The sequence below is a fragment of the Mesorhizobium sp. M1406 genome (assembly GCF_040317555.1).
Taxonomy (GTDB): domain Bacteria; phylum Pseudomonadota; class Alphaproteobacteria; order Rhizobiales; family Rhizobiaceae; genus Mesorhizobium.
In genome coordinates, this window is sequence record NZ_JAMYKW010000013.1 from 94379 (window position 1) to 117886 (window position 23508).

Below are 23508 nucleotides of genomic sequence, written 5' to 3' on the forward strand. Positions count from 1 at the left end.
TTGCCTTTGGCGGGACAGAACGGCTTCAATCCGGACCGGAAAGGCTTTAGGCTCGCCCGACTCTCATCTCATGGCCGGCTACCGGCCGCTCGAAACAGGATTTAGCCATGGCAATGGATGCTCACGACATCGAAAAACTGATCAAGGAAGGCATTCCGGACGCCAAGGTGACAATTCGCGATCTTGCCGGTGATGGCGACCATTATGCTGCCGAGGTGGTGGCCGAAAGCTTTCGGGGAAAAAGCCGCGTGCAGCAGCACCAGATGGTCTATGACGCGCTGAAGGGCAATATGGGCGGCGTGCTGCACGCGCTGGCGCTACAGACCAGCGTTCCCGACTGACCCGCACCGGAACAACCGCAACCACGCGAATCAGTGTCGAGAGAACTGCTTGGCCCAACACAGCCCATCCTTTGCGCCATTTCAGCCACGGCACGGCTAAAGTCTTGTTTCGGGCAATCGTTGGGTTTATTTGAAGGGAAATGTTTCGAGCCTGACTTCCACAGGCGGGAAAGGATATTCCATGAGCGGTATCAACGACTACATCGACAACGAAGTGAAGGGCAACGACGTCGTCCTTTTCATGAAGGGCACGCCCGGTTTCCCGCAATGCGGATTTTCCGGCCAGGTCGTCCAGATCCTCGACTATATCGGCGCCGACTACAAAGGCGTCGACGTGCTGACTTCGGCCGAACTGCGCCAGGGCATCAAGGAATATTCCAACTGGCCGACGATCCCGCAGCTCTACGTCAAGGGTGAATTCGTCGGCGGCTGCGATATCATCCGCGAGATGTTCCAGGCGGGCGAACTCCAGACATTCCTTGTCGAAAAGGGCGTCGGCGTCAAAGGCGCCGCCTGACCGCTATTTTTCGTGCATGTCGTCTGCCTAACTGCCGCACACGTGCATGAAACGCCAGGGCAGCCCACCTCGGCAATTTTTATGTCCTGTATGCAGGACCGAGACGAGCCAATGCGCCGGCCCGCCGGCGCATTTTCGTTTTAAAGATCGGACTTGCCGTGGACCAGCAAAAATCAGCGCCGCAATCGGTACTGCCCATTCCACGCTGGGAGTTCATCGCGCTGTGCGCCGCGCTGATGGCGCTGAACTCGCTGGCCATCGACATCATGCTGCCGGCTCTGCAGCAGATCGGCGCCTCGCTCGGCGTCGAGAACGAAAACCACCGGCAATATGTAATCACCGCCTATATTCTGGGCTTCGGCGGCGGCCAGCTGTTCTTTGGGCCGATCTCGGATCGCTTCGGCCGTCGCGCGCCGCTGGTCGCCGGGCTGGTGGTCTATGTCGCCGCGGCCGCGGCGGCCGCCGTTGCACCCAGCTTTGAAACACTGCTCTTGTGCCGGGCCGTGCAAGGCATTGGTGCTGCCGCGACCCGCGTCATCGCCGTCTCGATCGTGCGCGATACATTCGACGGCCGGCGCATGGCCGAGGTGATGTCACTGATCTTCATGGTGTTCATGGCGATTCCGGTCATTGCTCCCGGCATCGGCCAGTTCATCATGCTGTTTGCGACCTGGCACTGGATCTTCGTCACCATGGCCGTCGGTGCGCTTATTGTCTCGGCTTGGTCGCTGCTGCGCCTGCCTGAAACATTGCATCCCGAACATCGCCGGCCGCTGACCATCAACTCCATCCTTGGCGGGTTTCGCATCGTGCTCACCAACCGCATTGCAATCTGCTATGCCTTCGCCAGCACCTTCATTTTCGGCGCCATGTTCGGCTTCATCGCCTCGGCGCAGCAGATCTATGTCGACATATTCAATGTCGGCGAGATGTTCCCGGTCATCTTCGCCGGGGTTGCCGGCGTGCTTGCTTTCTCCAATTTTCTGAACTCGCGCCTTGTCGGCCGCATCGGCATGCGCCGCCTGTCGCAGAGCGCGCTTCTGCTGTTCCTGGTCATCAGCCTTGCCTGGCTGGTCATTTCGCTGGAAATGAAGATGCCGCTCTGGCTGTTCATCACCTTCTTTGCCTGCGCCATGCTCCCGTTTGGCGCGCTCGGCGCGAATTTCAACGCGTTGGCCATGGAGCCGCTCGGCCAACTGGCCGGCACGGCGTCGTCCATCCTGGGTTTCATGCAGACTTTTCTCGGCGGCATTCTCGGCACGCTGATCGGTCAGGCTTTCAACGGCACGGTGACGCCGCTGGCCGCCGGCTTCTGCAGCGTCTCGGTCGCGGCGCTGCTGATGATCTTCATCGCCGAGCGCGGCAAGATGTTCCAGCCGCAGAACCCACCCGTTTCAGGGCACATCACCGATTTGCACTGAATTGTCGTTTTTGTGCGTTTCGTCGTCCCGGGGCCACTTTTGGGCGACATGCATCAGGACGCACCTTCATGGGCCGCGGTGAAGCGAGGGGCAAGCATACGGCCCGCGATGGCTCCGCCCATGCTGTCCGAAAAAGGCAATGGCAGAGCCTCGTCGAGTGCCTTGAGGATTGACGCCACGAAGGCCCGGCTGAGCTGGGGATCGGTCCCCAGCTCGGAATATGTGGCGCGAGGCTTGCCAATCAGCGTGCCGTTGCGGCGAAGCGAGAACCGCAGCGTCAGCGACATGCCGGCGGTTCCAGGTGGCGGCTTCCAACAAGCATAAATAGCATCCGACATCTCTTTTATCGTGTCGACGGGATCGGAACTGCGACAGCTGCGCTCTTGCGATCTTGCTTCGTAGGAGCCGGCAGACAAGGCGGCGGCAAGAACCGCCGCGACAATTGCGAACCGAGGTTTCATTCGAGAGCCTCCGGATCTGCGTGAGATTGCATCGCTCTTTCGCTGGCACCGCCGATTCAAAGCACTGGCTAGGAAATGATCCTATTGCGCCCAAAGCTCACGGCGCAATTCGTGCCAGCTTTCGCGATCGGGCGCGACAAGCAGGCCGCCGCCGACATGCGAGGGCAGATAGGCGCTGCCGTCGAAGCGCGCGGCATGACCTCCAGCCTCGGCATGGATCAGCACGCCAGCCAAATGGTCCCATGGCATCAGCTTGTTGTAGACGACGAAATGGGCATGACCGCTGGCCAGCAGGCGATATTCGTGCGCGGCGCAGCGATAGGCGAATTGCGACAGGATCTTCGTCTGGTTGCGCGCCAGCCGCGACCGCTCGGGCTCGGGCATATACTGCCAGGAGACCGAGCCGGTCATTTCCGAGATCGGCGCGGGTGCGGCGACATGCACCTTCTCGATGCTGCCATGCGCATGCCGGATATAACTGCCGGCGCCCCTGGCGCCGATCAGCCAGTCCTTGCCGACGGGATCGTGGATGATGCCGGCAACAGTCTCGCCCTTGACCACGACCGCCAGCATGACGCCGAACAGCGGCACGCCGGAGGCGAAGTTGAAAGTGCCGTCCACCGGGTCGATGACGAAAGCCAGATCGGCATCGCCCAGACCATCAAGCAGTGCCGGATTGTCGGAACAGGCCTCCTCGCCGACGACCATCGCCTGGGGATAACGCTCGCGCAGCCGCGCGGTGATGAGCCGCTCGGCATTGACGTCGGCTTCCGTCACCAAGTCGGCGGCCGAGGTCTTCTGGCGGATGTCGCCCTCGCCCAGCCGGCGAAAGCGCGGCATGATTTCTGCCAGTGCCGCCTCGGCCAGAATGCCGGCCAGCCAGTCGATCGCGGTGTCGTCAAATGTCATCGGCTTGCCTTGTGCTGAGTGTCTCATTGAGCGCGGCGAAATCGAACAGCCTTCTGTCGAGCAGATGCGATGGCCTGCTGTTCGACAGCGCGCGCAGCATCGTGTCCTTGCGGCCGGGCATGCGCTTTTCGATGTCCTCGAGCATGGCCTTCATGGCGTTGCGCTGGAGACCTTCCTGGCTGCCGCAGAGATCGCAGGGAATGATCGGGAATTGCATCGCGGCAGCGAATTTTTCGAGGTCGACCTCGGCGCAGTAGCTCAGCGGCCGCAGCACCATGACGTCGCCGTCGTCGTTGAGCAGCTTTGGCGGCATGGCGGCGAGACGGCCGCCATGGAACAGGTTCATGAAGAAGGTCTCGAGAATGTCCTCGCGATGATGGCCGAGCACCAGCGCCGAGCACCCCTCCTCGCGCGCGATGCGATAGAGATGGCCGCGCCTGAGCCGCGAACACAGCGAGCAATAGGTGCTGCCCGCGGGCAGCTTGTCGGTGACGACGGAATAGGTGTCCTGATATTCGATCCGGTGCGCAATGCCGTATTTGTCGAGATAGTCCGGCAGGATATGTTTGGGGAAATTCGGCTGGCCCTGATCGAGATTGCAGGCCAGAAGATCGACCGGCAGCAGCCCGCGCCATTTGAGGTCGAGCAGAACGGCGAGTAGACCGTAGGAATCCTTGCCGCCCGACAGCGCTACCAGCCAGCGCTGGCCGGGCTTCACCATCGAGAAATCCTCGATTGCCTGTCGGGTCAGCCGCAGCAGCCGCTTGCGCAATTTGTTGAACTCGACCGAGGACGGCACATCGGCAAACAGCGGATGGAAGCCGCCCTCGATGTCGGCTGGTTCAAGCGATTCGGCGTCTGGCAGCATGTTCATGGCGTCAGTTCCAAAACCCGGGAGCAACGACGGTTCGGCACTTCGTTGCGCCCGGGATTAGCGGACATGGCCGACAAAGAAAAGGCCGCCTCGATGGGCGGCCTTTGAATGGTATCGCAAAACGCGCCCGTTTTAGCGCGAATAGAATTCGACGACCAGGTTCGGTTCCATCTGCACGGCGAACGGAACGTCCGCCAGGCCGGGGATGCGCGAGAAGGTCGCGACCATCTTGTTGTGATCGGCTTCGATATAGTCCGGCACGTCGCGCTCGGCGAGACCGACCGCTTCCAGAACGATGACCAACTGCTTCGACTTTTCGCGGACTTCGACGACGTCGCCCGGCTTGCAGCGGTACGAGCCGATGTTGACGCGCTTGCCGTTGACGTTGACGTGGCCGTGGTTGACGAACTGGCGGGCGGCGAAAATGGTCGGCACGAACTTGGCGCGGTAGACGACCGCGTCGAGACGCGACTCGAGCAGGCCGATCAGGTTCTCCGAGGTGTCGCCCTTGCGGCGGTCCGCCTCTTCATAGACCTTGCGGAACTGCTTTTCCGAAACGTCGCCATAGTGACCCTTCAGCTTCTGCTTGGCGCGCAGCTGCAGGCCGAAATCGGAAAGCTTGCCCTTGCGGCGCTGGCCATGCTGGCCGGGGCCGTATTCACGCTTGTTGACCGGGGACTTCGGGCGACCCCAGATGTTTTCGCCAAGACGGCGGTCGATCTTGTACTTCGCGGATTCGCGCTTGCTCATCGCATTCCCTTTTTCATAACAACACACCCGGAACCTCATGGTCCGGGTGAAGGAAACGCGCCCTCCTCTGGCCTCCGTTTTCGAGACCTGACAGGATTTTCCCACGCAACGCGGCGGAAAACCCACGGGACACGTCAGTTCAAACAAGATAGTAGAATTGAGTTTCCACGCATCTTGCGCACATAAAGAAAACCACCGGGCGTTGCGGCCCGGTGTTGGCGCGCTGATTAAACGGAGATTTAGCCGGTGTCAAGCTTGCGGCTAGGCTTCCGGTTCGGCTCAGGCGACCACGTTTCAAAGGCCGCGGCTTTAGCTGCGGGCTTTTTTGGCTCCGTCTCGCGTTCCCGCGAACGACCTTGTCGTCCTGGTCATCCCCGCGAAGGGTTGCCTGACGTCAATGCTTCGACTTCTTTTCCGGCAGGCCCTTGCGCTTCGTCTCGGCGAATTCCTCGAGCTGCTTTTCGCTCATCGATTCGTACATTCCCTTGGAAGCGCCTTTGAGTTCGCCCTTCTTCGTCTCGCCGCGCTTGGCCGACAGAGCGGCGCCAGCGGCTTTCTGCTGGGCTTTCGAGGTGGATGGCATGGCTGTTTCTCCCTTTATTGCCTGAGGGGAAAACGCAACGAGCCAACCAATGTTCCGGATATCAGGCGACCGTCAGGCCAAAGCCCTGCATGAGCCGGCTGGTGGCGAAGTCCATCTTGCCGGAGGTGAAGACGGCAATGTCAGGCTCACCCACCGGCAGCGGCCCGTCGACCGGTGCAAGCAGCGACATGGCGCGACGGGCGATCGCTTCGGCCGGGTCGATCCAATCGACCGGCCAGGGCGCGGTCTTGCGCATGCGATTGGCCAGGAACGGATAGTGCGTGCAGCCGAGCACGACGATATCGGTGCGGGCGCCGTCCTTCTCGACAAAGCATGGCGCGATCTCCTGGCGCACAATCTCCTCGTCGACGAACCCCTCGCGCATGTAAATCTCGGCCAGCGGCGCCAGCCGGTCCGAGCCGACGAGCCGCACGTGGCATTTCTGCGCCCATTTGCTGATCAGGTCGCGCGTGTATTGACGCTTGACCGTGCCGGGCGTCGCCAGCACCGAGACCAGCCCGGAGCGCGTGCGCTCCGCCGCCGGCTTGATCGCCGGCACCGTGCCGACAAAGGGATGGCCCGGGAATTTCTCGCGCAGCGCGTCGATCACCAGCGTCGACGCGGTGTTGCAGGGGATGACCGAAATCTCGGGCTGGAATTTTTCCAGCAGCGCGCCGAACAGGCCGAGGATATGGGCGTTGAGGGCCGGCTCCTCCCAGGCGCCATAGGGGAAAGCGGCGTCGTCGGCGACATAGACGAAGCGGCGATCGGGCATCAGCACGCGCGCCTCGCGCAGCACGGTGAGCCCGCCTATGCCCGAATCGAACATCAGGATCGGCCGCTCAGTCATTGTCGGTTCCCTTTCCGCCGAGCGGCGGTATGTCGTCGTCCTTGCCGGTATCAGCCAGGCGATTGCCTTCCGCCTTGCGGGCGCGCGCGGCGGCCGCGGGCAATCGTCTTGGATCGTCACCCGGGGAACCATCGCCGCGCGGCATCGCCGGCGAAAATCGGTCGAGCGACGAGATGATGCCGCGCAGCACCTTGAGCTCCGGTTCGGCAAATCCGGGACGTGTCAGCACAGCGCGCAGATTGTCCACCATCTTCGGCTTCTTCGGGGCCGGCCGGAAATAGCCGCGCGCTTCCAAGGCGCCTTCGAGATAGGCGAACAGGCCGTGCAGTTCTTCCTTGCTCGCCGGCTTCATATTCGGGCCGGAAAAATTGGTCTTGGTCTCGTCTTCCAAGCCTGACTTCATCCATTCATAGGACATCAGCAGCGCGGCCTGGGCGATGTTGAGCGAGGAGAAATCAGGATCCACCGGGAAGGTCACGATCTCGTCGGCAAGGCCGACCTCGTCATTGTAGAGGCCGAAGCGTTCGCGTCCGAACAGGATGCCGGTGCGCTGGCCCATTGCGTGACGGGCCCGCAGCATCCTGCCCGCTTCCACCGGCCCGCGCACGGCTTTGAAGCCGTCGCGCTGCCTGGCCGTGGTGGCGAAAACAAAGTTCAGGTCGGCGAGCGCGGAGGCCAGATCGTCGAAGACGGTGACGGCATCGATGACATGATCGGCGCGACTGGCCGCCGCGCGTGCCTTCTCGCTCGGCCAACCGTCACGAGGGTTGACGAGACGCAGCTCCGACAGACCGAAATTGGCCATGGCGCGAGCGACCATGCCGATGTTCTCGCCGAGCTGCGGCTCGACGAGGATGATCGCCGGGCCGACGGCTGCAGTGTTATCGCGATCTTCGATGATGGGCATGATTGTCAATGAACTGCTGTTTGCGGCATTTCAGCGTCCCTGCCATATTCGGCCGCGAAAATGAAGCATTCGCAAATGACGGCGGTCGTGCCTCACATTCGTGACCGATCGCCGTTTGCGCGGTCAAAAACGCTTTGATATACGGGCGGCATCCCCCGGCCGAACGCGATGCGGGCAAGGCCATCCCATTTCCCAGCAACGAGGCATTTTTTCCATGGCGAAAATAAAGGTGGCGAACCCGGTCGTCGAACTCGACGGCGACGAGATGACCCGCATCATCTGGCAGTTCATCAAGGACAAGCTGATCCACCCCTACCTCGACCTGAAGCTCGAATATTACGACCTCGGTATCGAGCATCGCGACGCCACCAATGACCAGGTGACCATCGATTCGGCCAACGCCATCAAGAAATACGGCGTCGGCGTGAAATGCGCGACCATCACGCCCGACGAGCAGCGCGTCGAGGAATTCAAGCTGAAGAAGATGTGGAAGTCGCCGAACGGCACTATCCGCAACATCCTCGGCGGCACGATCTTCCGCGAACCGATCATCATGAAGAACGTGCCGCGCCTGGTGCCCGGCTGGACCAAGCCAATCATCGTCGGCCGCCACGCCTTCGGCGACCAGTACCGCGCCACCGATTTCCGCTTTCCCGGCAAGGGCAAGCTGACGATCAAGTTCGTCGGCGAGGACGGCAAGGTGATCGAGCATGACGTGTACGACGCGCCCGGCGCCGGTGTCGCCATGGCCATGTACAATCTCGACGACTCGATCCGCGAATTCGCCCGCGCCTCGCTGAATTACGGCCTGCTGCGCAACTATCCGGTCTATCTGTCGACCAAGAACACCATCCTCAAGGCCTATGACGGCCGCTTCAAGGACATTTTCCAGGAGGTCTACGAGGCCGAATTCGAAGCCGAGTTCAAGTCGAAGAAGCTGTGGTACGAGCATCGCCTGATCGACGACATGGTGGCTTCCAGCCTGAAATGGTCGGGCGGCTATGTCTGGGCCTGCAAGAACTATGACGGCGACGTCCAGTCCGACACGGTGGCGCAAGGTTTTGGCTCGCTCGGCCTGATGACCTCGGTGCTGATGACGCCGGACGGCAAGACGGTGGAAGCCGAAGCCGCGCACGGCACCGTCACCCGCCACTATCGCCAGCACCAGAAGGGCGAGGAAACCTCGACCAATTCGATCGCCTCGATCTTCGCCTGGACGCGAGGCCTCGCCCACCGCGCCAAGCTCGACGACAATGCCGAGTTGAAGCGTTTCTCCGAAACGCTGGAAAGGGTCTGCATCCAGACGGTCGAATCCGGGCTCATGACCAAGGACTTGTCGCTGCTGATCGGCCCCGACCAGCCCTGGCTTTCGACCACCGGTTTCCTAGACAAGATAGACGAGAACCTGCAGAAGGCGATGGCCTGACCTGTCGAGGTCCAGGAGGGCTAGCATGAGCAAGCCCATCGTCTACGGGGCGGACTACAGCGTCTATGTGCGCATCGTCCGCCTCGTGCTCGCGGAAAAAGGCGTCGACCACGAGCTTGTGCCGGTCGATGTCTTTGCCACTGATGGCATTCCTGCCTGGTATTTCGAGCACCACCCCTTCGGTCGCATCCCGGCCTTCGAGCATGAAGGCTTTCGGCTCTTCGAGACGAGTGCGATCGCCAGATATGTAGACGAATCATTTGACGGGCCGAGCTTGCAGCCGAGGGAGCCTCGCCGCCGCGCAACCATGAACCAGATCATCGGCATGCTCGACGCCTATGCCTACAGGTCGATGGTCTGGGATGTCGCCGTCGAGCGGCTGGAGAAAGAAGCGCCCGACGAGGCGCTGATCGCCAGCGGGCTTTCGCAGGCAAGCAAAGCGCTTCAGACGCTTGCCTCGCTGAAAGCGCCGGGGCCGTGGCAGCTGGGCGACCAACTGACCCTGGCCGATCTGCATGCGGCGCCGATCATTGGCCATTTCGTCAAGGTCAGTGAAGGGCAAAGCCTGCTCGCTGAATTTCCGACGATCCAGGCTTGGTGGGAGCGGATTTCAGCTCGTCCAAGCTTTGTCAGAACCGAAAAGACCGAGTGATCTTCGGTTTCGCCGTACCCATGTGGCGCTGGCCGCGATCTCTGCGGCTACCCTTCAACACTGGCAATTAGCGAAATCGTGCGCGAAAGCGCCCTTCTCCCCGTTCACGGCAGGGCTATCGCATATGAATTCTTGCGAAGAAGAACCCCCACCCTAACCCTCCCCACAAGGGGGAGGGAACGCTGCCGCGTGCCTTTAATTCCTCTTGGCGCCGAAAAGACAGGCGATCCTCCTGGGTCAGCGCCAACGGAAGTCTCCCTCCCCCTTGTGGGGAGGGGTTAGGGGTGGGGGTCCGTGCCGGGCAGACATCTGACGAATTCCATATGCGTTAGCCCTGCCGTTCACGGGAAGAAGATGGCGGCAGCCAGATGAGGGGCAGCACCACCCAGCAAAGATAGGGCTCCCCGCCGTGAGGGCCGTGAGTCAGGCGGCTTCGAGTGCAGCCCTTACCGCCGCAATCGCATCATTGGCCCTGGACGCATCCGGGCCGCCGGCCTGCGCCATGTCGGGCCGGCCGCCGCCGCCCTGCCCGCCCAACGCGGCGGAGGCCACGCGCACCAGATCGACAGCGCTGAAACGGCCGACGAGATCGTCGGTGACGGCGACCACGACGCTCGCCTTGTTGTCCTCGCCGGCGCCGACGAAGACGACGACGCCGGAGCCGAGCGAAGTCTTGCCGGCATCGGCCAGCGGCTTCAGATCCTTCGGCGAGACCCCGGAGACTGCCTTGCCCAGGAAGCCGACACCGGCCACCGTCTCGTTCTCGACCGGCGCACCAGGGGCCGCGCCCCCGCCCAGCGCCAGCTTCTTGCGCGCTTCGGTCAGTTCCTTTTCGAGCTTCTTGCGCTCCTCGAGCAGCGTCTCGACACGCGCCGGCACGTCGGCCGGCGAGATCTTCAGCGTCGCGGCAACCGTTTTCAAACGCCGGTCCTGCTCGTCGAGATGCCTGCGCGCGGCCTCGCCGGTCAGCGCCTCGATGCGGCGCACGCCGGCGGCGACCGCGCTGTCCGACACGACACGCACCAGACCGATGTCGCCGGTCGCCCTGACATGCGTGCCGCCGCAAAGCTCGACCGAATAGGGCCGGTTGGCCTTGGCGCCATGCACGCCGGTGCCCATCGAAACGACGCGCACTTCGTCACCATACTTCTCACCAAACAGCGCCATGGCGCCTTCGGCAATGGCGTCATCCACCGACATCAGGCGCGTGTTCACCGGGCCGTTCTGCACGACGATCTCGTTGGCCATGCGCTCGACCTCTTCGAGATCCTCCGGTGAAATGGGCTTGTTGTGCGAGATGTCGAAGCGCAGACGCTCCGGCGCGACCAGCGAGCCCTTCTGCGCGACATGGCTGCCCAGCACCTCACGCAGCGCCTCATGGATCAGATGCGTCGCGGAATGGTTCGCGCGCAGTCTGGACCGGCGCGCATGGTCGACCTTCAACTCGACCGCCGTGCCTGTCTTGACCGTGCCGCTGGCCACCTTGCCGATATGGACAAACAGCCCATCGGCCTTCTTCTGCGTATCGGAGATCTCGATCGAGAATCCTTCACCCGAGATGACGCCGGTGTCGCCCATCTGGCCACCGGATTCGGCATAGAACGGCGTCTGGTTGACGACGATCGCCACCGCATCGCCCTTGCCGGCGCTGTCGATGGTCGTGCCGTCCCTGACCAGCGCCTGGATGATGCCTTCGGCCTGCTCGGTCTCGTAGCCGAGGAATTCGGTGGCGCCCGCCTTCTCGCGCACCGAAAACCAGACGGTCTCGGTGGCCGCATCGCCGGAGCCAGCCCAATGCTTGCGCGCCTCGGCCTTCTGCTGCTCCATGGCATTGGTAAAGCCGGCAAGATCGACCGAGATGCTGCGCTGGCGCAGCGCGTCCTGCGTCAGGTCGAGCGGGAAGCCGTACGTGTCATAGAGCTTGAAGGCCGTCTCGCCGTCCAGCATGTCGCCGGCATGCAGCATTTCCGTCGCCTCCGAAAGCAGTCCGAGGCCGCGCACCAGCGTCTTGCGGAACCTGGTCTCCTCGAGCTTCAGCGTCTCGGTGATCAACTGTTCGCCGCGCACCAGTTCCGGATAGGCCTGGCCCATCTCGCGCACCAGCGCCGGAACCAGGCGCCACATCAGGGGATCGCGAGCACCGAGCAGCTGCGCATGGCGCATGGCGCGGCGCATGATGCGGCGCAGGACATAGCCGCGGCCTTCGTTTGACGGCAGCACGCCATCGGCCACCAGGAAAGAGGACGAGCGCAGGTGGTCGGCAATGACACGGAAGGACGCGACCGTCTCCTTGCCGGGACCATGCCCGATGGCGGACGAGGCCGCCTCGATCAGATGACGGAACAGATCGGTCTCGAAGACGCTTTCCACGCCTTGCAGGATGGACGCCATGCGCTCCAGGCCCATGCCGGTGTCGATCGAGGGGCGCGGCAGGTCGATGCGTTCCTCCTTCGTCACCTGTTCATACTGCATGAAGACCAGGTTCCAGAATTCGAGGAAACGGTCGCCGTCCTCCTCAGGGCTGCCGGGAGGTCCGCCCCAGATGTGTTCACCGCGGTCGATGAAGATCTCAGAGCATGGCCCGCACGGTCCGGTGTCGCCCATCGCCCAGAAATTGTCCGAGGTCGCGATGCGGATGATGCGGTCATCGGAAAACCCGGCGATCTTCTTCCAGAAGCCGGCTGCCTCGTCATCCGTGTGATAGACGGTGACCAGCAGCTTGTCCTTGTTCAGCCCGAATTCCTTGGTGATCAGGTTCCAGGCTAGTTCGATGGCGCGCTCCTTGAAGTAGTCGCCAAAGGAGAAATTGCCGAGCATCTCGAAGAAGGTCAGATGGCGCGCGGTATAGCCGACATTATCGAGGTCGTTATGCTTGCCGCCGGCGCGAACGCTCTTCTGGGCGGTCGAGGCGCGCGAATAGGGCCGCTTCTCCAGGCCGGTGAAGACGTTCTTGAACTGCACCATGCCGGCGTTGGTGAACATCAGCGTCGGGTCGTTGCGCGGCACAAGCGGGCTCGACGCGACGATCTCGTGACCCTCCTTGCGAAAGTAGTCGAGAAATGTCGACCGGATTTCGTTCACGCCACTCATGAATGCTGCCTTTTCGAGAGAGCCGCCGGCAAACCGGCGGAAATGGGCTCTGCGTTTTAGAAGATAGACTTTTTAGAAGATAGACTTGGCCTTTTAGCCGCCGCGCTTCACCCTGTCCAGAAACACGGAATTGGTCCAACCACGGCCTTTGCCGGCTGTCCGAGCCAGGCCCAATTCCCCGCCAAAACGCAAAACCGCCGGCGCTAGGCCGGCGGTTCAAAACGCAATAACTCGGAACTCGATTACATAAGCCTGAGATAATAGAGCGAGATTATGGCCGAACTCCGGCCATCGCCCGGGGCTCTCACATCGCGCCGGATTCCTCCTCGAAACCGTCGTCGCCACCTTCGGAGCCGCCATTCTCAAGGAATTTCTCGGCGATCAGCCCGGCATTCTGCCTGAGCGCCAATTCGATCTCGCGCGCGGTGTCGGGATTGTCGCGCAGGAACAGCTTGGCATTCTCGCGGCCCTGGCCGAGACGCTGCGAATTGTAGGAGAACCAGGCGCCCGACTTCTCGACCACGCCGGCCTTGACGCCGAGATCGACCAGTTCACCGGTCTTGGACACGCCTTCTCCATACATGATGTCGAACTCGACCACCTTGAAGGGCGGCGCCAGCTTGTTCTTGACCACCTTGACGCGGGTCTGGTTGCCGACGACCTCGTCGCGGTCCTTGACCGAGCCGATGCGGCGGATGTCGAGGCGCACCGAAGCGTAGAATTTCAGCGCATTGCCGCCGGTCGTGGTCTCGGGCGAACCGAACATGACGCCGATCTTCATGCGGATCTGGTTGATGAAGATGACCATGGTGTTGGAACGCGAGATCGAAGCGGTCAGCTTGCGCAGCGCCTGGCTCATCAGGCGGGCCTGCAGGCCAGGCAGAGAATCGCCCATCTCGCCTTCGATTTCGGCGCGTGGCGTCAGCGCCGCCACCGAATCGACCACCAGCACGTCGATGGCGCCGGAACGCACCAGCGTGTCGCAGATTTCCAGCGCCTGCTCACCGGTGTCGGGCTGCGAGATCAGGAGGTTCTCCAGATCGACGCCAAGCTTGCGGGCATAGACCGGATCGAGCGCGTGCTCGGCATCGACGAAGGCGCAGATGCCGCCCTTCTTCTGGGCTTCGGCCACGGTGTGCAGCGCCAGCGTCGTCTTGCCCGAGCTTTCCGGCCCGTAGATCTCGACGATGCGGCCGCGCGGCAGGCCACCGACGCCAAGCGCGATGTCGAGGCCAAGCGAGCCGGTCGGCACCGTTTCGATCTCGACGACTTGCTCGTTCGCGCCGAGCCGCATGATCGAGCCTTTGCCGAAAGCCCGCTCGATTTGCGACAGCGCCGCATCCAGAGCCTTTGATTTGTCCACCGCTTTGTCCTCTACCAGCCGCAAAGAATTCTGAGCCATGATACATCACCCCTTGGTCGTCAATGAAGGCCGGACAATCCGTAATCCCTGCCAATTTGTACCTTTTTTGTTCTCGTTTGGCAAGAGGGGTCAAATATCTGAAAAACAATCAATATCCAGATTTGTTCTTTTTTTGTCTCACGATTTAGCTTCACGACGTCTAACGCATTGGGGCCAGGCGGCTCGATTGTTTCGATCCGCCGAATCGCTACCTTTGCATGCGAAGCGCCGTCACGCAGTCTAGCGCTTGTGCGACCGGAATAACAAAGGTGATATCGCCGGCATGCTGAAATCCACGAAAATACTGGCCGTAGGCGGCGCCCATATCGATCGGCGCGGCCAGGTATCAGGTCCCTACGTGCCGGCTGCTTCCAATCCCGGCACGATGCGCGAGGATGTCGGCGGCGGCGTTTTCAACGCGCTGCGCAGCGCAGTTCGCCGTGGCGTGTCCGCGTCGCTGCTGTCGGTGCGCGGCGGCGATGCCGCTGCCGATGCCGTTTCACGAGCCATCGCCGAGGCAGGCATTACCGACCTGTCCGCGGTGTTCCTCGACCGCACCACGCCGAGCTATACGGCGCTGATCGACAACGAGGGCGAACTGATCGTCGGCTTCGCCGACATGGCGCTCTATGACCTGGCGTTCCCCAAGCAGATCAGGCGCTCCAGGGTCCGGGAGGTGATCGCTGCCGCCGACGCCGTCTTCTGCGACGCCAATCTGCCGACGACGGCACTGGAGCGGCTGGTTTCGCTTGCGGCCGGCAAACCCGTCTTCGCCATTGCCATTTCGCCGGCCAAGATCGTGCGTTTGAAGCCGGTGCTCGGCAATCTGGCCGTCGTCTTCATGAACCGGCGCGAAGCGATCGCACTGGCGGACCTGGACGTGGCAACTTCCCCGCAAGACATCGTCGCCGGGCTGAGACGCGCGGGGCTCAAGAGCGGCGTGGTGACGGCGGGCGGCAGTGCCATGCTGGGCTTCGATGACGCCGGCGCCTTCTCGATCCTGCCGCCGCCGCCAAGGAGGATAGCCGACGTCACCGGCGCAGGCGATGCGCTGGCGGGGGCAACGGTCGCTGCCTTGCTGCACGGCCTGCCGTTGCGGGTGGCCCTGCGCGAGGGCATTGCAGCAGCGACGCTTGCCATCGAAAGCGCCAACGCCGTTCCGGATTTCACCGCGGCGACCTTCGCGGAGGCACTGGCCCTTGTGCCGGATGCGCAGGAAGTGGCATGAGACCGGCAAATTCATAGTGCCGGAGTTTTTCGCGCGCCCAAGTGGATGCGCTTCATTCCGGATTGGAGATCCAGATGACCCCAGAGACCGCCCGCCCCTTCATCGACATCCACGCGCCGGTGGCGCAGGCCCTGGCCGCCGGCCGGCCGGTAGTGGCGCTGGAAAGCACCATCATCACGCATGGCATGCCCTACCCCGATAATGGCGCCATGGCGGCCGATGTCGAAAAGATCATCACCGATGGCGGCGCCGTGCCGGCGACGATCGCCGTGGTCGGAGGCCGCATCAAGATCGGGCTGTCGGACGGCGAGCGTGAGTCCCTTGCAATGACAGGCGATGCCATGAAGCTGTCGCGCGCCGATCTCGGCTTCGCCGTCGCGCAAGGGCGCACCGGCGGCACAACGGTCGCCGCCACCATGATCGCGGCGCATATGGTCGGCATAAAAGTGTTCGCCACCGGCGGTATCGGCGGCGTCCACAAGGGTGCGGAAAAGAGCTTCGACATTTCCGCTGATCTCGACGAGTTGGCGCGCACACCGGTCATCGTCGTGTCGGCGGGCGCCAAGGCCATCCTCGACATCGAAAAGACGCTGGAAGTGCTGGAAACGCGCGGCGTGCCGGTGATCGGCCATGGCTGCGAGACGATGCCGGCCTTCTGGTCACGGCATTCGCCGTTCCGCGCGCCGCTGACCCTGCACAGTCCGGAAGAGATCGCGCATTTCTACCAGACTCGGGCTTCGCTGGGCCTCGCCGGCGGCATGCTGATTGCCAATCCGGTGCCCGAGAACCACGAAATCCCGGCCGAAGAGATGGCCGGTTACATCGAAGCCGCGCAGAAGGCCGCAGAGGCGCTCAACGTGACCGGCAAGGCGGTCACGCCGTTCCTGCTGTCGAAAATCCTCGAACTGACCGACGGCAGGAGCCTGAAGACCAACATCGCGCTTGTGGAAAACAACGCAAGGCTGGCGGCGAGGGTTGCCAAGGCGCTGTAGGGAGTGCCGCCAACGTCGGCGGGACAGCACCCCCCTCTGGCCTGCCGGCCATCTCCCCCGCAAGTGGGGAGATCGGATGTCGCATCGGCTTTCGCCAATCACCAGCGTTGACGAGTGTGAGCCGGCGGTTGAGCTGCCAATCTCCCTCCTTGCGGGGGAGATGGCCGGCAGGCCAGAGGGGGGTGCTGTCCCTCGGCGTTTCCAACCCTGCACAGCCGCAACGTCCGAAAATCGTCTCACTTCCCCGCCCTTCGTCCCGCCTCATACGCCCGCCCTGCCCAGACCGTCATCTCGTCGGGATCATCGAAAGCGCTGTCGGGAACGCTCCAATAGGGCATGGAGACCAGCTTGCCGTGGCGGGAGCCGGTGTAGGTCCATCGCCGGCAACCGGCGGCTTCGAAGTCGGGCGCGCTTTGCTCGTCGGCCTTCAGCAACAATTCGCCGCGCAGCACCACGGCGACGATGACGCCGTCGAAATAGATGCCCTTGCCGCCGAACAGTTTGCGGATGCTAACCGGGCCGAGGCCTTCGAACAGTTCGGCGATGCGTTCATTGTCCATGCCGCGATCATGTCACCGGCATTTGACATTGTCATCGCGCAACCAAAATCATGCTGACAGGTTGAGAACATTCCGTCGGAGTCTTTTTGTCATGCCGCTTCTGCTCAAGGGATCCTGCCGCTGCAATGCCGTGCGTTTCGAGGTGGAGAGCCACACGCCGGTGCCGTTCATGCTGTGCTACTGCTCGATCTGCCGCAAGCAGCAAGGCGGCGGCGGTTTTGCCATCAATCTCGGCGCCGACTACGAAACGCTGAACATCAGGGGCAAGAGAAGTCTCGGCGTCTACCGGGCCGAGATTGAAGACGACGAGCACCCACAGTGCGAGATATCGACCGGCGAACGCAATTTCTGCAAGAAGTGCGGATCCGCGTTGTGGCTCTACGATCCGACCTGGCCGGAACTGGTGCATCCCTTTGCCTCGGCTGTTGACAGCGATCTGCCGAAGCCGCCCAGCAAGGTGCATTTGATGCTGAAATACAAGGCGAACTGGGTCGAGCCCGATATCGCCAAGGGCGACAAGGCGTTCGACGTCTACCCCGAGGAATCGATCGCCGACTGGCACAAGCGGACGGGCATGTGGGTGGATTGAACAAAGTGCCGGCGGACTTCGGATAGGGCAGCGCTGCCCCTCATCCGGCCCTTCGGGCCACCTTCTCCCCGTAAACGGGGCGAAGGAAGATCAAGCCGACGCGCGTGCCTCTGCCAGCGCCTTCAGATCGGCCGGCTTCAATTCGACGGACTCGCCGCAGCCGCAGGCCGAGCTCTGGTTCGGGTTGTGGAAGGTGAAGCCGGTGCGCAGCGTCGTCTGCTCGAAATCCATCTCGGTGCCGAACAGGAAAAGCGCAGCCTCGGGCGCCACATAGACATGGGCGCCGTCGCGCTCGATATGGTCGTCCTTGGTGTTGGGTTCGGTCACCAGATCGACCGTGTATTCCATGCCGGCGCAGCCGCCCTTCTTGATGCCGAGGCGGATGCCACGCGCGTTGTCGCGGGTGGCGACGATCTCGCGCACCCGGTCGGCGGCCTTTTCGGTCATCGTGATGACGGCAAAGCGTCCCATGTTTTCTTTCTCCATTCCGTACAGGTTCAAGGCCTGCCGAACGATTCTCACCTAAAATGGTGAAGTTTTATGACTGGCGCAAGTGCGCTACCTTTGCCGTGCCCGACGACTAATACCAGCCTACCGCGACCTGCGCCTCTTCCGACATGCGGTCGGGCGACCAGGGCGGATCGAAGGTCATGGCGACCTCGACACCTGAAACGCCCTCGACGGCGCCGACGGCGTTTTCCACCCAGCCGGGCATTTCGCCGGCAACCGGGCAGCCGGGGGCTGTCAGCGTCATGTCGATCTTGACCGAGCGATCGTCCTCGATGTCGATCTTGTAGATGAGGCCAAGCTCGTAGATATCGGCCGGGATTTCCGGGTCGTAGACGGTCTTCAGCGCCGAGACGATGTCGTCGGTCAGCCGCGCAAGTTCGTCGGCGGGAATCGCCGAGGCCGAAACCAGCGGGTTGATGGCCGCTTCCGGTGCGGTCTCGGTGGTGTGGCTCACATCATCCATGGTCGTTACCCAAAAAAATCTTCACCCGAAGAATTTGCGCGCTTTTTCAAGCGCCTCGGCCAAAGCATCGACTTCGGCCCTGGTATTATACATGCCGAACGATGCCCTGCATGTGGAGGTTACACCAAAACGTTTCAACAGCGGCTGGGCGCAATGTGTGCCGGCGCGGACGGCAACGCCTTGCCGGTCTATCACCATCGACACGTCATGGGCGTGAATGCCTTGCAGTTCGAACGAGATGATGGCGCCCTTGCCGGGCGCATCGCCGAAGATGCGCAGCGAGTTGATGGCGCGCAGCCGCTCATGCGCATAGTTCTTGAGGTCGGCCTCATGGGCCGCGATGCGGTCGCGGCCGATCTTTTCCATATAGTCGAGCGCGACACCTAGTCCGATCGCCTGGACGATCGGCGGCGTGCCGGCCTCGAAGCGGTGCGGCGGCTCGTTGTAGGTGACGATGTCTTCCGTCACCTCCTCGATCATCTCGCCACCGCCCATGAAGGGGCGCATGCCTTGGAGAATGTCCTTCTTGCCGTAGAGCACGCCGATGCCCGAGGGGCCGTACACCTTGTGACCGGTGAAGACGAAGAAATCGCAGTCGAGATCCTGCACGTCGACAGGCATATGCACCGCACTCTGGCTGCCGTCGACGAGTACGGGAATTCCACGCGAATGCGCGATGCGGACGATCTCCTTGATCGGCGTCACCGTGCCCAGCGCATTCGACATCTGGGTGATGGCGACAAGCTTTGTCCGGTCTGTCAGCCGCTTCTCGAATTCCTCGATGTGGAAGACGCCGAGATCGTCGACCGGTGCCCAGACCAGCTTGGCGCCCTGCCGCTCGCGGATGAAGTGCCACGGTACGATGTTGGAGTGGTGCTCCATGATCGACAGCACGATCTCGTCGCCCTCGCCGATGTTGGGCATGCCATAGCCATAGGCGACCGTGTTGATGGCCGAGGTCGTGTTCGAGGTGAAGACGATGTTGTCGGTGCTCGGCGCGTTGAGGAAGCGGCGCACCGTCTCGCGCGCCTTTTCATAAGCGTCGGTCGCGGCATTGGAGAGGAAATGCAGGCCGCGATGGACGTTGGCGTATTCCTGGGAATAGGCGTGCTGGATCGTATCCAGCACCACCCGCGGCTTCTGTGCCGAGGCGCCATTGTCGAGATAGACCAGCGGCTTGCCATAGACTTCCCGCGACAGGATCGGGAAATCGCGGCGGATCGCTTCGACGTCGTAGGGAATGTTTTCGAGTTTCTGGTCCATCACAAAGTCCTTGCCGGCCGAGGCCGCGATCCTTCCAACGGCGCTAGCCGTGCGTCAAAAACCAGCCGTCGAGCCGCGTTTCGAGCGCCTCGACGATCGCCTCGTCGTCCAGTTCCTCGATCACCTCGGCGACAAAGGCTTTCACGAGCAACCCCCGCGCGGTCTTCTCGTCGACGCCACGTGCCATCAGGTAGAACAAATGGTCGTGGTCGATCTCGGTGACGGTCGCGCCATGGCCGCAGATGACGTCGTCGGCGAAGATTTCCAGCTCGGGCTTGGTCGAGAACTCGCCGTCGTCCGACAGCAGCAGCGTGTTGCAAGCCATCTTGGCATTGGTCTTCTGCGCGTATTGGTGGACGTTGATGCGGCCCTGGAAGACGCCGCGCGCCTTGCCCGTCACCACATTGCGGATCACTTCCGTCGAGGCCGTATGCGGCACGGCATGGTCGAGAACCATGGTCACGTCAGTGTGGGTGTCGCCGGCCAAAAGGTTGATGCCGCGCAGTTTGAAGTCGGCGCCTTCGCCAGTCGTCCTGACCATGATCTCCTGGCGCACAAGCTTGCCGCCGGCGTTCATGACGAACAGCGTCAGCTTCGCATTCTTGCCGATATGGGCCTTGAACTGCGCCAGATGCGTCGCCGTTTCCGGCTGCTCCTGGACGATCAGCCACGTCACCTCAGCACCTTCGCCCAGCACGAGCTGGCTGACCGAGCTGACCAGCGCGGCGCCATCGCCCGCCTGACGCTCGACGATGACTGCCTTGGCACCAGCGCCGACACGCACCGGCAGGCGCACATGGGTCTGGCCGCCGGCTTGCAAGTTCTGCAGTTCGATCGGCTTTTCAAGCTCCGTGCCATCGGCGATATCGACGAAATAACCGTCGGCGACAAAGGCCGTGTTCAGCGCGCCGATGGCATCGTCGCTGCCATAGGGATCGAGCCCCGGCGCGATGCTGCCGTCGATCAGCTTTTCCGACAGAGGCTGGAAGGCGACGCCTTCGACCGCCGGCACCTTCGCGTCGGACTTGCCGTTCAGGATCGACACCACAGTGGACCCATCGACGATCGGTGCAATGGCCTTGGCCATGGCGGCCGGGTCGAAGTCCGGCACCGCGTTCAACAGCCGGCGCAGGTCGGTGTAATGCCAGGATTCGACACGCCGCGTTGGCAGGCCGTGCTTGATCGCCTCGATGGCGTTGTCACGCTTCAGCATCACCGCGCCGTCGCCCGGCAGCAGCGACAGCCGGTCGCCGAACGCGTCGATCAACGCTGTTTCGGCCGGTGTCCGCTGCGGTTGTGTGTGGATATTCATCAGTTTTGCCCCGCCTTTTGGCACAAAATGGCCTGGCATCTCACGCGGCTTGCCCGATCACGCCGGCATAGCCGTTGGCTTCGAGGTCGAGCGCCAGCGACTTGTCGCCCGACTTGATGACCTGGCCCTTGTAGAGCACGTGCACGCTGTCGGGCACGATGTGTTCGAGCAGGCGCTGGTAATGGGTGATGACCAGGAACGCCCGGTCTGGCGCGCGCAGCGCGTTGACGCCATCGGAAACGATCTTCAGCGCATCGATGTCGAGGCCGGAATCGGTTTCGTCGAGCACGCACAGCTTCGGCTCCAGCAGCTTCATCTGCAGGATCTCGGCGCGCTTCTTCTCGCCGCCGGAGAAGCCGACATTGAGCGGCCGCTTCAGCATCGCCATGTCCATGCTGAGCGAGGCGGCGGCTTCCTTCACCCGCTTCAGGAATTCCGGGATCTTGAGCGGCTCCTCGCCGCGCGCCTTGCGCTGCTCGTTCATCGCCACTTTCAAGAATTCCATGGTCGCCACGCCCGGTATCTCCATCGGGTACTGGAAGGCGAGGAAAATGCCCGACGTGGCGCGCTCGGCCGGATCCATTTCCAGGATCGACTGGCCGTTGTAGAGGATGTCGCCTTCGGTGACCTCGTAGTCCTCGCGGCCGGCGAGGATGTAGGACAGCGTCGACTTGCCCGAGCCGTTCGGGCCCATGATCGCGGCGACTTCGCCGGCTTTCACCGTCAGGTTCAGGCCGCGAATGATCTCGGTGCCGTCATCGACGATGCGGGCGTGCAGGTTTCTGATTTCAAGCATTCTTTTGTTTCCTGAATATCTGTCCGGTCAACCGACCGAGCCCTCGAGCGAAATTCCGATCAGCTTCTGCGCCTCGACGGCGAATTCCATCGGCAGCTGCTGGATGACGTCCTTGACGAAGCCGTTGACGATCAGGGCGATCGCCTCTTCCTCCGGAATGCCGCGCTGCATGACGTAGAATTTCTGGTCCTCGGAAATCTTCGAGGTCGTCGCTTCATGCTCGAACTGCGCCGTCGAGTTCTTGGCTTCCATGTAGGGCACGGTGTGCGCGCCGCACTGGTCGCCGATCAGCAGCGAGTCACAGTTGGTGAAATTGCGGGCGTTGGTCGCCTTGCGGTGCGCCGAGACCTGGCCGCGATAGGTGTTCTGCGAGAAGCCGGCGGCGATGCCCTTGGAGATGATGCGGCTCGACGTGTTCTTGCCGAGATGGATCATCTTGGTGCCGCTATCGACCTGCTGATAGCCGTTCGACACGGCGATCGAATAGAATTCGCCGCTGGAATCGTCGCCGCGCAGGATGCAGCTCGGATATTTCCAGGTGATCGCCGAACCGGTCTCGACCTGCGTCCACGAGATCTTCGAGCGGTGACCACGGCAGTCGCCGCGCTTGGTGACGAAATTGTAGATGCCGCCCTTGCCCTCGGCGTCGCCCGGATACCAGTTCTGCACCGTCGAATATTTGATCTCGGCATCGTCGAGCGCCACAAGTTCGACCACCGCCGCATGCAGCTGATTCTCGTCGCGCTGCGGCGCCGTGCAGCCTTCGAGATAGGAGACGTAGGCCCCCTCCTCGGCGATGATCAGCGTGCGCTCGAACTGGCCGGTGTTCTTCTCGTTCATACGAAAATAGGTCGACAGTTCCATCGGGCAGCGTACGCCCTTGGGCACGAAGACGAACGAGCCGTCGGTGAACACGGCGGAATTCAGCGTGGCGTAGTAATTGTCGGAGGTCGGCACGACCGAACCGAGATACTTCTTCACCAGCTCCGGATGCTCGCGGATGGCTTCCGAGATCGAGCAGAAGATGACGCCGGCCTGCGCCAGCTCCTTCTTGAAGGTGGTGACGACGGAGACGGAATCGAACACGGCGTCGACGGCGACGCGGCCCGATTTGTAGACATTGTCGCTGGCTTCCTCGAGCTCGGAGGCGTCTGTCTTCTGCACGCCGGCGAGAATTTCCTGTTCCCGCAGCGGAATGCCGAGCTTCTCGTAGACCTTCAGCAGTTCAGGATCGACGTCGCTGAGCGAGGTCGGACCGGGCGTGCTTTTGGGCGCCGCGTAGAAGTAGATGTCCTGGAAATCGATCTTCGGATAGTGGACGCGCGCCCAGGTCGGCTCGTCCAGCGTCAGCCAACGGCGATACGCTTCCAGACGCCATTCCAGCATCCAGGACGGCTCGTCCTTCTTGGCCGAAATGAAGCGGATGATGTCTTCGCTCAGGCCCTTGGGGGCCTTGTCCATCGCTATTTCGGTCTGGAATCCATATTTGTATTGGTCGACGTCGATCTTTCGGACCCGATCGATCGTGTCCTGCACAGCAGGCATAGGCGTTCTCCATCCACGCCGGGGTCAAGGCCCGACAGTTTTCAAACTATGGCACTGCCAATCAACG

The 23508-nt window shown here is 62.3% G+C and carries 24 protein-coding genes; 8 read left to right on the forward strand and 16 right to left on the reverse strand.

The genetic code is table 11. The features are described 5' to 3' along the window. Positions 1 to 107: 107 nt before the first annotated feature. The 3 genes from NKH03_RS14045 to NKH03_RS14055 all read left to right on the forward strand — a co-directional run bounded on the left by NKH03_RS14045 (position 108) and on the right by NKH03_RS14055 (position 2279). Positions 108 to 341, forward strand: a complete 234-nt coding sequence (locus NKH03_RS14045; protein WP_006206026.1) for a BolA/IbaG family iron-sulfur metabolism protein — start codon at positions 108 to 110, stop codon at positions 339 to 341. A gap of 181 nt (positions 342 to 522) precedes the next feature. Further along, positions 523 to 858 carry a Grx4 family monothiol glutaredoxin gene (gene grxD, locus NKH03_RS14050; protein WP_095085430.1) on the forward strand — a complete coding sequence of 112 codons (336 nt, stop codon included), beginning with the start codon at positions 523 to 525 and terminating at the stop codon, positions 856 to 858. Between the two features lie 158 nt (positions 859 to 1016). Continuing rightward, on the forward strand, positions 1017 to 2279 hold the full coding sequence (locus NKH03_RS14055) for a multidrug effflux MFS transporter (protein WP_352968819.1): 1263 nt from the start codon (positions 1017 to 1019) through the stop codon (positions 2277 to 2279). Positions 2280 to 2332: 53 nt separating this feature from the next. Here the strand turns inward: NKH03_RS14055 and NKH03_RS35015 are convergent, their stop codons facing one another. The 7 genes from NKH03_RS35015 to NKH03_RS14090 form a co-directional block, all read right to left on the reverse strand. Further along, complete coding sequence (locus NKH03_RS35015) at positions 2333 to 2740, reverse strand: UCP034077 family protein (RefSeq protein ID WP_502913514.1); 408 nt, start codon at positions 2738 to 2740, stop codon at positions 2333 to 2335. 81 nt (positions 2741 to 2821) lie between these two features. Then, positions 2822 to 3649, reverse strand: a complete 828-nt coding sequence (locus NKH03_RS14065) for an inositol monophosphatase family protein (protein WP_352968821.1) — start codon at positions 3647 to 3649, stop codon at positions 2822 to 2824. Beyond that, on the reverse strand, positions 3639 to 4523 hold the full coding sequence (gene ttcA / locus NKH03_RS14070) for a tRNA 2-thiocytidine(32) synthetase TtcA (protein ID WP_352968822.1): 885 nt from the start codon (positions 4521 to 4523) through the stop codon (positions 3639 to 3641). Before ttcA ends, NKH03_RS14065 begins: the two co-directional genes overlap by 11 nt. Before the next feature lie 132 nt (positions 4524 to 4655). Then, positions 4656 to 5273 (reverse strand): 30S ribosomal protein S4, encoded by a 618-nt coding sequence (gene rpsD / locus NKH03_RS14075; protein WP_023759539.1) that lies wholly within the window; start codon positions 5271 to 5273, stop codon positions 4656 to 4658. A gap of 394 nt (positions 5274 to 5667) precedes the next feature. Further along, positions 5668 to 5856, reverse strand: a complete 189-nt coding sequence (locus NKH03_RS14080; RefSeq protein WP_352863986.1) for a DUF3008 family protein — start codon at positions 5854 to 5856, stop codon at positions 5668 to 5670. Between the two features lie 61 nt (positions 5857 to 5917). Next, the gene (gene murI / locus NKH03_RS14085; RefSeq protein WP_352968823.1) at positions 5918 to 6706 is read right to left on the reverse strand and encodes a glutamate racemase; all 789 of its coding nucleotides are present in this window, start codon (positions 6704 to 6706) and stop codon (positions 5918 to 5920) included. Continuing rightward, entirely contained in the window at positions 6699 to 7613 is a 915-nt protein-coding gene (locus NKH03_RS14090) for an RNA methyltransferase (protein WP_352968824.1), read from the reverse strand. The genes murI and NKH03_RS14090 overlap by 8 nt, the downstream gene beginning before the upstream one ends. A 214-nt stretch (positions 7614 to 7827) precedes the next feature. Here NKH03_RS14090 and NKH03_RS14095 point away from each other — a divergent pair, with 214 nt between their 5' ends. Continuing rightward, on the forward strand, positions 7828 to 9039 hold the full coding sequence (locus NKH03_RS14095; protein WP_352968825.1) for an NADP-dependent isocitrate dehydrogenase: 1212 nt from the start codon (positions 7828 to 7830) through the stop codon (positions 9037 to 9039). Between the two features lie 25 nt (positions 9040 to 9064). After that, positions 9065 to 9691 (forward strand): glutathione S-transferase family protein, encoded by a 627-nt coding sequence (locus NKH03_RS14100; protein ID WP_352877192.1) that lies wholly within the window; start codon positions 9065 to 9067, stop codon positions 9689 to 9691. Positions 9692 to 10114: 423 nt separating this feature from the next. On the opposite strand, the gene alaS is transcribed toward NKH03_RS14100, so the two are convergent. Both alaS and recA read right to left on the reverse strand, forming a co-directional pair. After that, positions 10115 to 12781 (reverse strand): alanine--tRNA ligase, encoded by a 2667-nt coding sequence (gene alaS, locus NKH03_RS14105; protein WP_352968826.1) that lies wholly within the window; start codon positions 12779 to 12781, stop codon positions 10115 to 10117. A gap of 304 nt (positions 12782 to 13085) precedes the next feature. After that, entirely contained in the window at positions 13086 to 14183 is a 1098-nt protein-coding gene (recA, locus tag NKH03_RS14110) for a recombinase RecA (protein WP_057145834.1), read from the reverse strand. Between the two features lie 283 nt (positions 14184 to 14466). Between recA and NKH03_RS14115 the strand changes: the two genes are divergently transcribed. Both NKH03_RS14115 and NKH03_RS14120 read left to right on the forward strand, forming a co-directional pair. Next, entirely contained in the window at positions 14467 to 15411 is a 945-nt protein-coding gene (locus NKH03_RS14115; RefSeq protein ID WP_352968827.1) for a carbohydrate kinase family protein, read from the forward strand. A 74-nt stretch (positions 15412 to 15485) separates the two neighbouring features. Then, on the forward strand, positions 15486 to 16403 hold the full coding sequence (locus tag NKH03_RS14120; RefSeq protein WP_352968828.1) for a pseudouridine-5'-phosphate glycosidase: 918 nt from the start codon (positions 15486 to 15488) through the stop codon (positions 16401 to 16403). A 236-nt stretch (positions 16404 to 16639) separates the two neighbouring features. Here the strand turns inward: NKH03_RS14120 and NKH03_RS14125 are convergent, their stop codons facing one another. After that, positions 16640 to 16963 (reverse strand): TfoX/Sxy family protein, encoded by a 324-nt coding sequence (locus tag NKH03_RS14125; RefSeq protein WP_352873407.1) that lies wholly within the window; start codon positions 16961 to 16963, stop codon positions 16640 to 16642. Between the two features lie 91 nt (positions 16964 to 17054). Between NKH03_RS14125 and NKH03_RS14130 the strand changes: the two genes are divergently transcribed. After that, complete coding sequence (locus tag NKH03_RS14130; RefSeq protein WP_352968829.1) at positions 17055 to 17552, forward strand: GFA family protein; 498 nt, start codon at positions 17055 to 17057, stop codon at positions 17550 to 17552. A 90-nt stretch (positions 17553 to 17642) separates the two neighbouring features. On the opposite strand, the gene sufA is transcribed toward NKH03_RS14130, so the two are convergent. The 6 genes from sufA to sufB all read right to left on the reverse strand — a co-directional run bounded on the left by sufA (position 17643) and on the right by sufB (position 23441). Then, positions 17643 to 18023: a Fe-S cluster assembly scaffold SufA gene (sufA, locus tag NKH03_RS14135; protein ID WP_352968830.1), complete on the reverse strand. Its 381-nt coding sequence runs from the start codon at positions 18021 to 18023 to the stop codon at positions 17643 to 17645. Positions 18024 to 18132: 109 nt separating this feature from the next. Then, positions 18133 to 18525: an SUF system Fe-S cluster assembly protein gene (locus tag NKH03_RS14140; protein ID WP_352873403.1), complete on the reverse strand. Its 393-nt coding sequence runs from the start codon at positions 18523 to 18525 to the stop codon at positions 18133 to 18135. A 21-nt stretch (positions 18526 to 18546) separates the two neighbouring features. Beyond that, entirely contained in the window at positions 18547 to 19788 is a 1242-nt protein-coding gene (locus NKH03_RS14145; protein ID WP_352968831.1) for a cysteine desulfurase, read from the reverse strand. Positions 19789 to 19831: 43 nt separating this feature from the next. Further along, on the reverse strand, positions 19832 to 21100 hold the full coding sequence (sufD, locus tag NKH03_RS14150; protein ID WP_352968832.1) for a Fe-S cluster assembly protein SufD: 1269 nt from the start codon (positions 21098 to 21100) through the stop codon (positions 19832 to 19834). A gap of 40 nt (positions 21101 to 21140) precedes the next feature. Next, complete coding sequence (gene sufC, locus NKH03_RS14155) at positions 21141 to 21896, reverse strand: Fe-S cluster assembly ATPase SufC (RefSeq protein WP_013895901.1); 756 nt, start codon at positions 21894 to 21896, stop codon at positions 21141 to 21143. 27 nt (positions 21897 to 21923) lie between these two features. Then, the gene (gene sufB / locus NKH03_RS14160; protein ID WP_352873399.1) at positions 21924 to 23441 is read right to left on the reverse strand and encodes a Fe-S cluster assembly protein SufB; all 1518 of its coding nucleotides are present in this window, start codon (positions 23439 to 23441) and stop codon (positions 21924 to 21926) included. Between the last annotated feature and the right edge of the window lie 67 nt (positions 23442 to 23508).

Excerpts from the sequence above, each read along its gene's own strand:
- NKH03_RS14045 (WP_006206026.1), top strand. The coding sequence starts at position 108 with ATGGCAATGGATGCTCACGACATCGAAAAACTGATCAAGGAAGGCATT.
- grxD (WP_095085430.1), top strand. The coding sequence starts at position 523 with ATGAGCGGTATCAACGACTACATCGACAACGAAGTGAAGGGCAACGAC.
- NKH03_RS35015 (WP_502913514.1), bottom strand. The coding sequence starts at position 2,740 with ATGAAACCTCGGTTCGCAATTGTCGCGGCGGTTCTTGCCGCCGCCTTG.
- NKH03_RS14065 (WP_352968821.1), bottom strand. The coding sequence starts at position 3,649 with ATGACATTTGACGACACCGCGATCGACTGGCTGGCCGGCATTCTGGCC.
- ttcA (WP_352968822.1), bottom strand. The coding sequence starts at position 4,523 with ATGAACATGCTGCCAGACGCCGAATCGCTTGAACCAGCCGACATCGAG.
- rpsD (WP_023759539.1), bottom strand. The coding sequence starts at position 5,273 with ATGAGCAAGCGCGAATCCGCGAAGTACAAGATCGACCGCCGTCTTGGC.
- NKH03_RS14080 (WP_352863986.1), bottom strand. The coding sequence starts at position 5,856 with ATGCCATCCACCTCGAAAGCCCAGCAGAAAGCCGCTGGCGCCGCTCTG.
- murI (WP_352968823.1), bottom strand. The coding sequence starts at position 6,706 with ATGACTGAGCGGCCGATCCTGATGTTCGATTCGGGCATAGGCGGGCTC.
- NKH03_RS14090 (WP_352968824.1), bottom strand. The coding sequence starts at position 7,613 with ATGCCCATCATCGAAGATCGCGATAACACTGCAGCCGTCGGCCCGGCG.
- NKH03_RS14095 (WP_352968825.1), top strand. The coding sequence starts at position 7,828 with ATGGCGAAAATAAAGGTGGCGAACCCGGTCGTCGAACTCGACGGCGAC.
- NKH03_RS14100 (WP_352877192.1), top strand. The coding sequence starts at position 9,065 with ATGAGCAAGCCCATCGTCTACGGGGCGGACTACAGCGTCTATGTGCGC.
- alaS (WP_352968826.1), bottom strand. The coding sequence starts at position 12,781 with ATGAGTGGCGTGAACGAAATCCGGTCGACATTTCTCGACTACTTTCGC.
- recA (WP_057145834.1), bottom strand. The coding sequence starts at position 14,183 with ATGGCTCAGAATTCTTTGCGGCTGGTAGAGGACAAAGCGGTGGACAAA.
- NKH03_RS14115 (WP_352968827.1), top strand. The coding sequence starts at position 14,467 with ATGCTGAAATCCACGAAAATACTGGCCGTAGGCGGCGCCCATATCGAT.
- NKH03_RS14120 (WP_352968828.1), top strand. The coding sequence starts at position 15,486 with ATGACCCCAGAGACCGCCCGCCCCTTCATCGACATCCACGCGCCGGTG.
- NKH03_RS14125 (WP_352873407.1), bottom strand. The coding sequence starts at position 16,963 with ATGGACAATGAACGCATCGCCGAACTGTTCGAAGGCCTCGGCCCGGTT.
- NKH03_RS14130 (WP_352968829.1), top strand. The coding sequence starts at position 17,055 with ATGCCGCTTCTGCTCAAGGGATCCTGCCGCTGCAATGCCGTGCGTTTC.
- sufA (WP_352968830.1), bottom strand. The coding sequence starts at position 18,023 with ATGGGACGCTTTGCCGTCATCACGATGACCGAAAAGGCCGCCGACCGG.
- NKH03_RS14140 (WP_352873403.1), bottom strand. The coding sequence starts at position 18,525 with ATGGATGATGTGAGCCACACCACCGAGACCGCACCGGAAGCGGCCATC.
- NKH03_RS14145 (WP_352968831.1), bottom strand. The coding sequence starts at position 19,788 with ATGGACCAGAAACTCGAAAACATTCCCTACGACGTCGAAGCGATCCGC.
- sufD (WP_352968832.1), bottom strand. The coding sequence starts at position 21,100 with ATGAATATCCACACACAACCGCAGCGGACACCGGCCGAAACAGCGTTG.
- sufC (WP_013895901.1), bottom strand. The coding sequence starts at position 21,896 with ATGCTTGAAATCAGAAACCTGCACGCCCGCATCGTCGATGACGGCACC.
- sufB (WP_352873399.1), bottom strand. The coding sequence starts at position 23,441 with ATGCCTGCTGTGCAGGACACGATCGATCGGGTCCGAAAGATCGACGTC.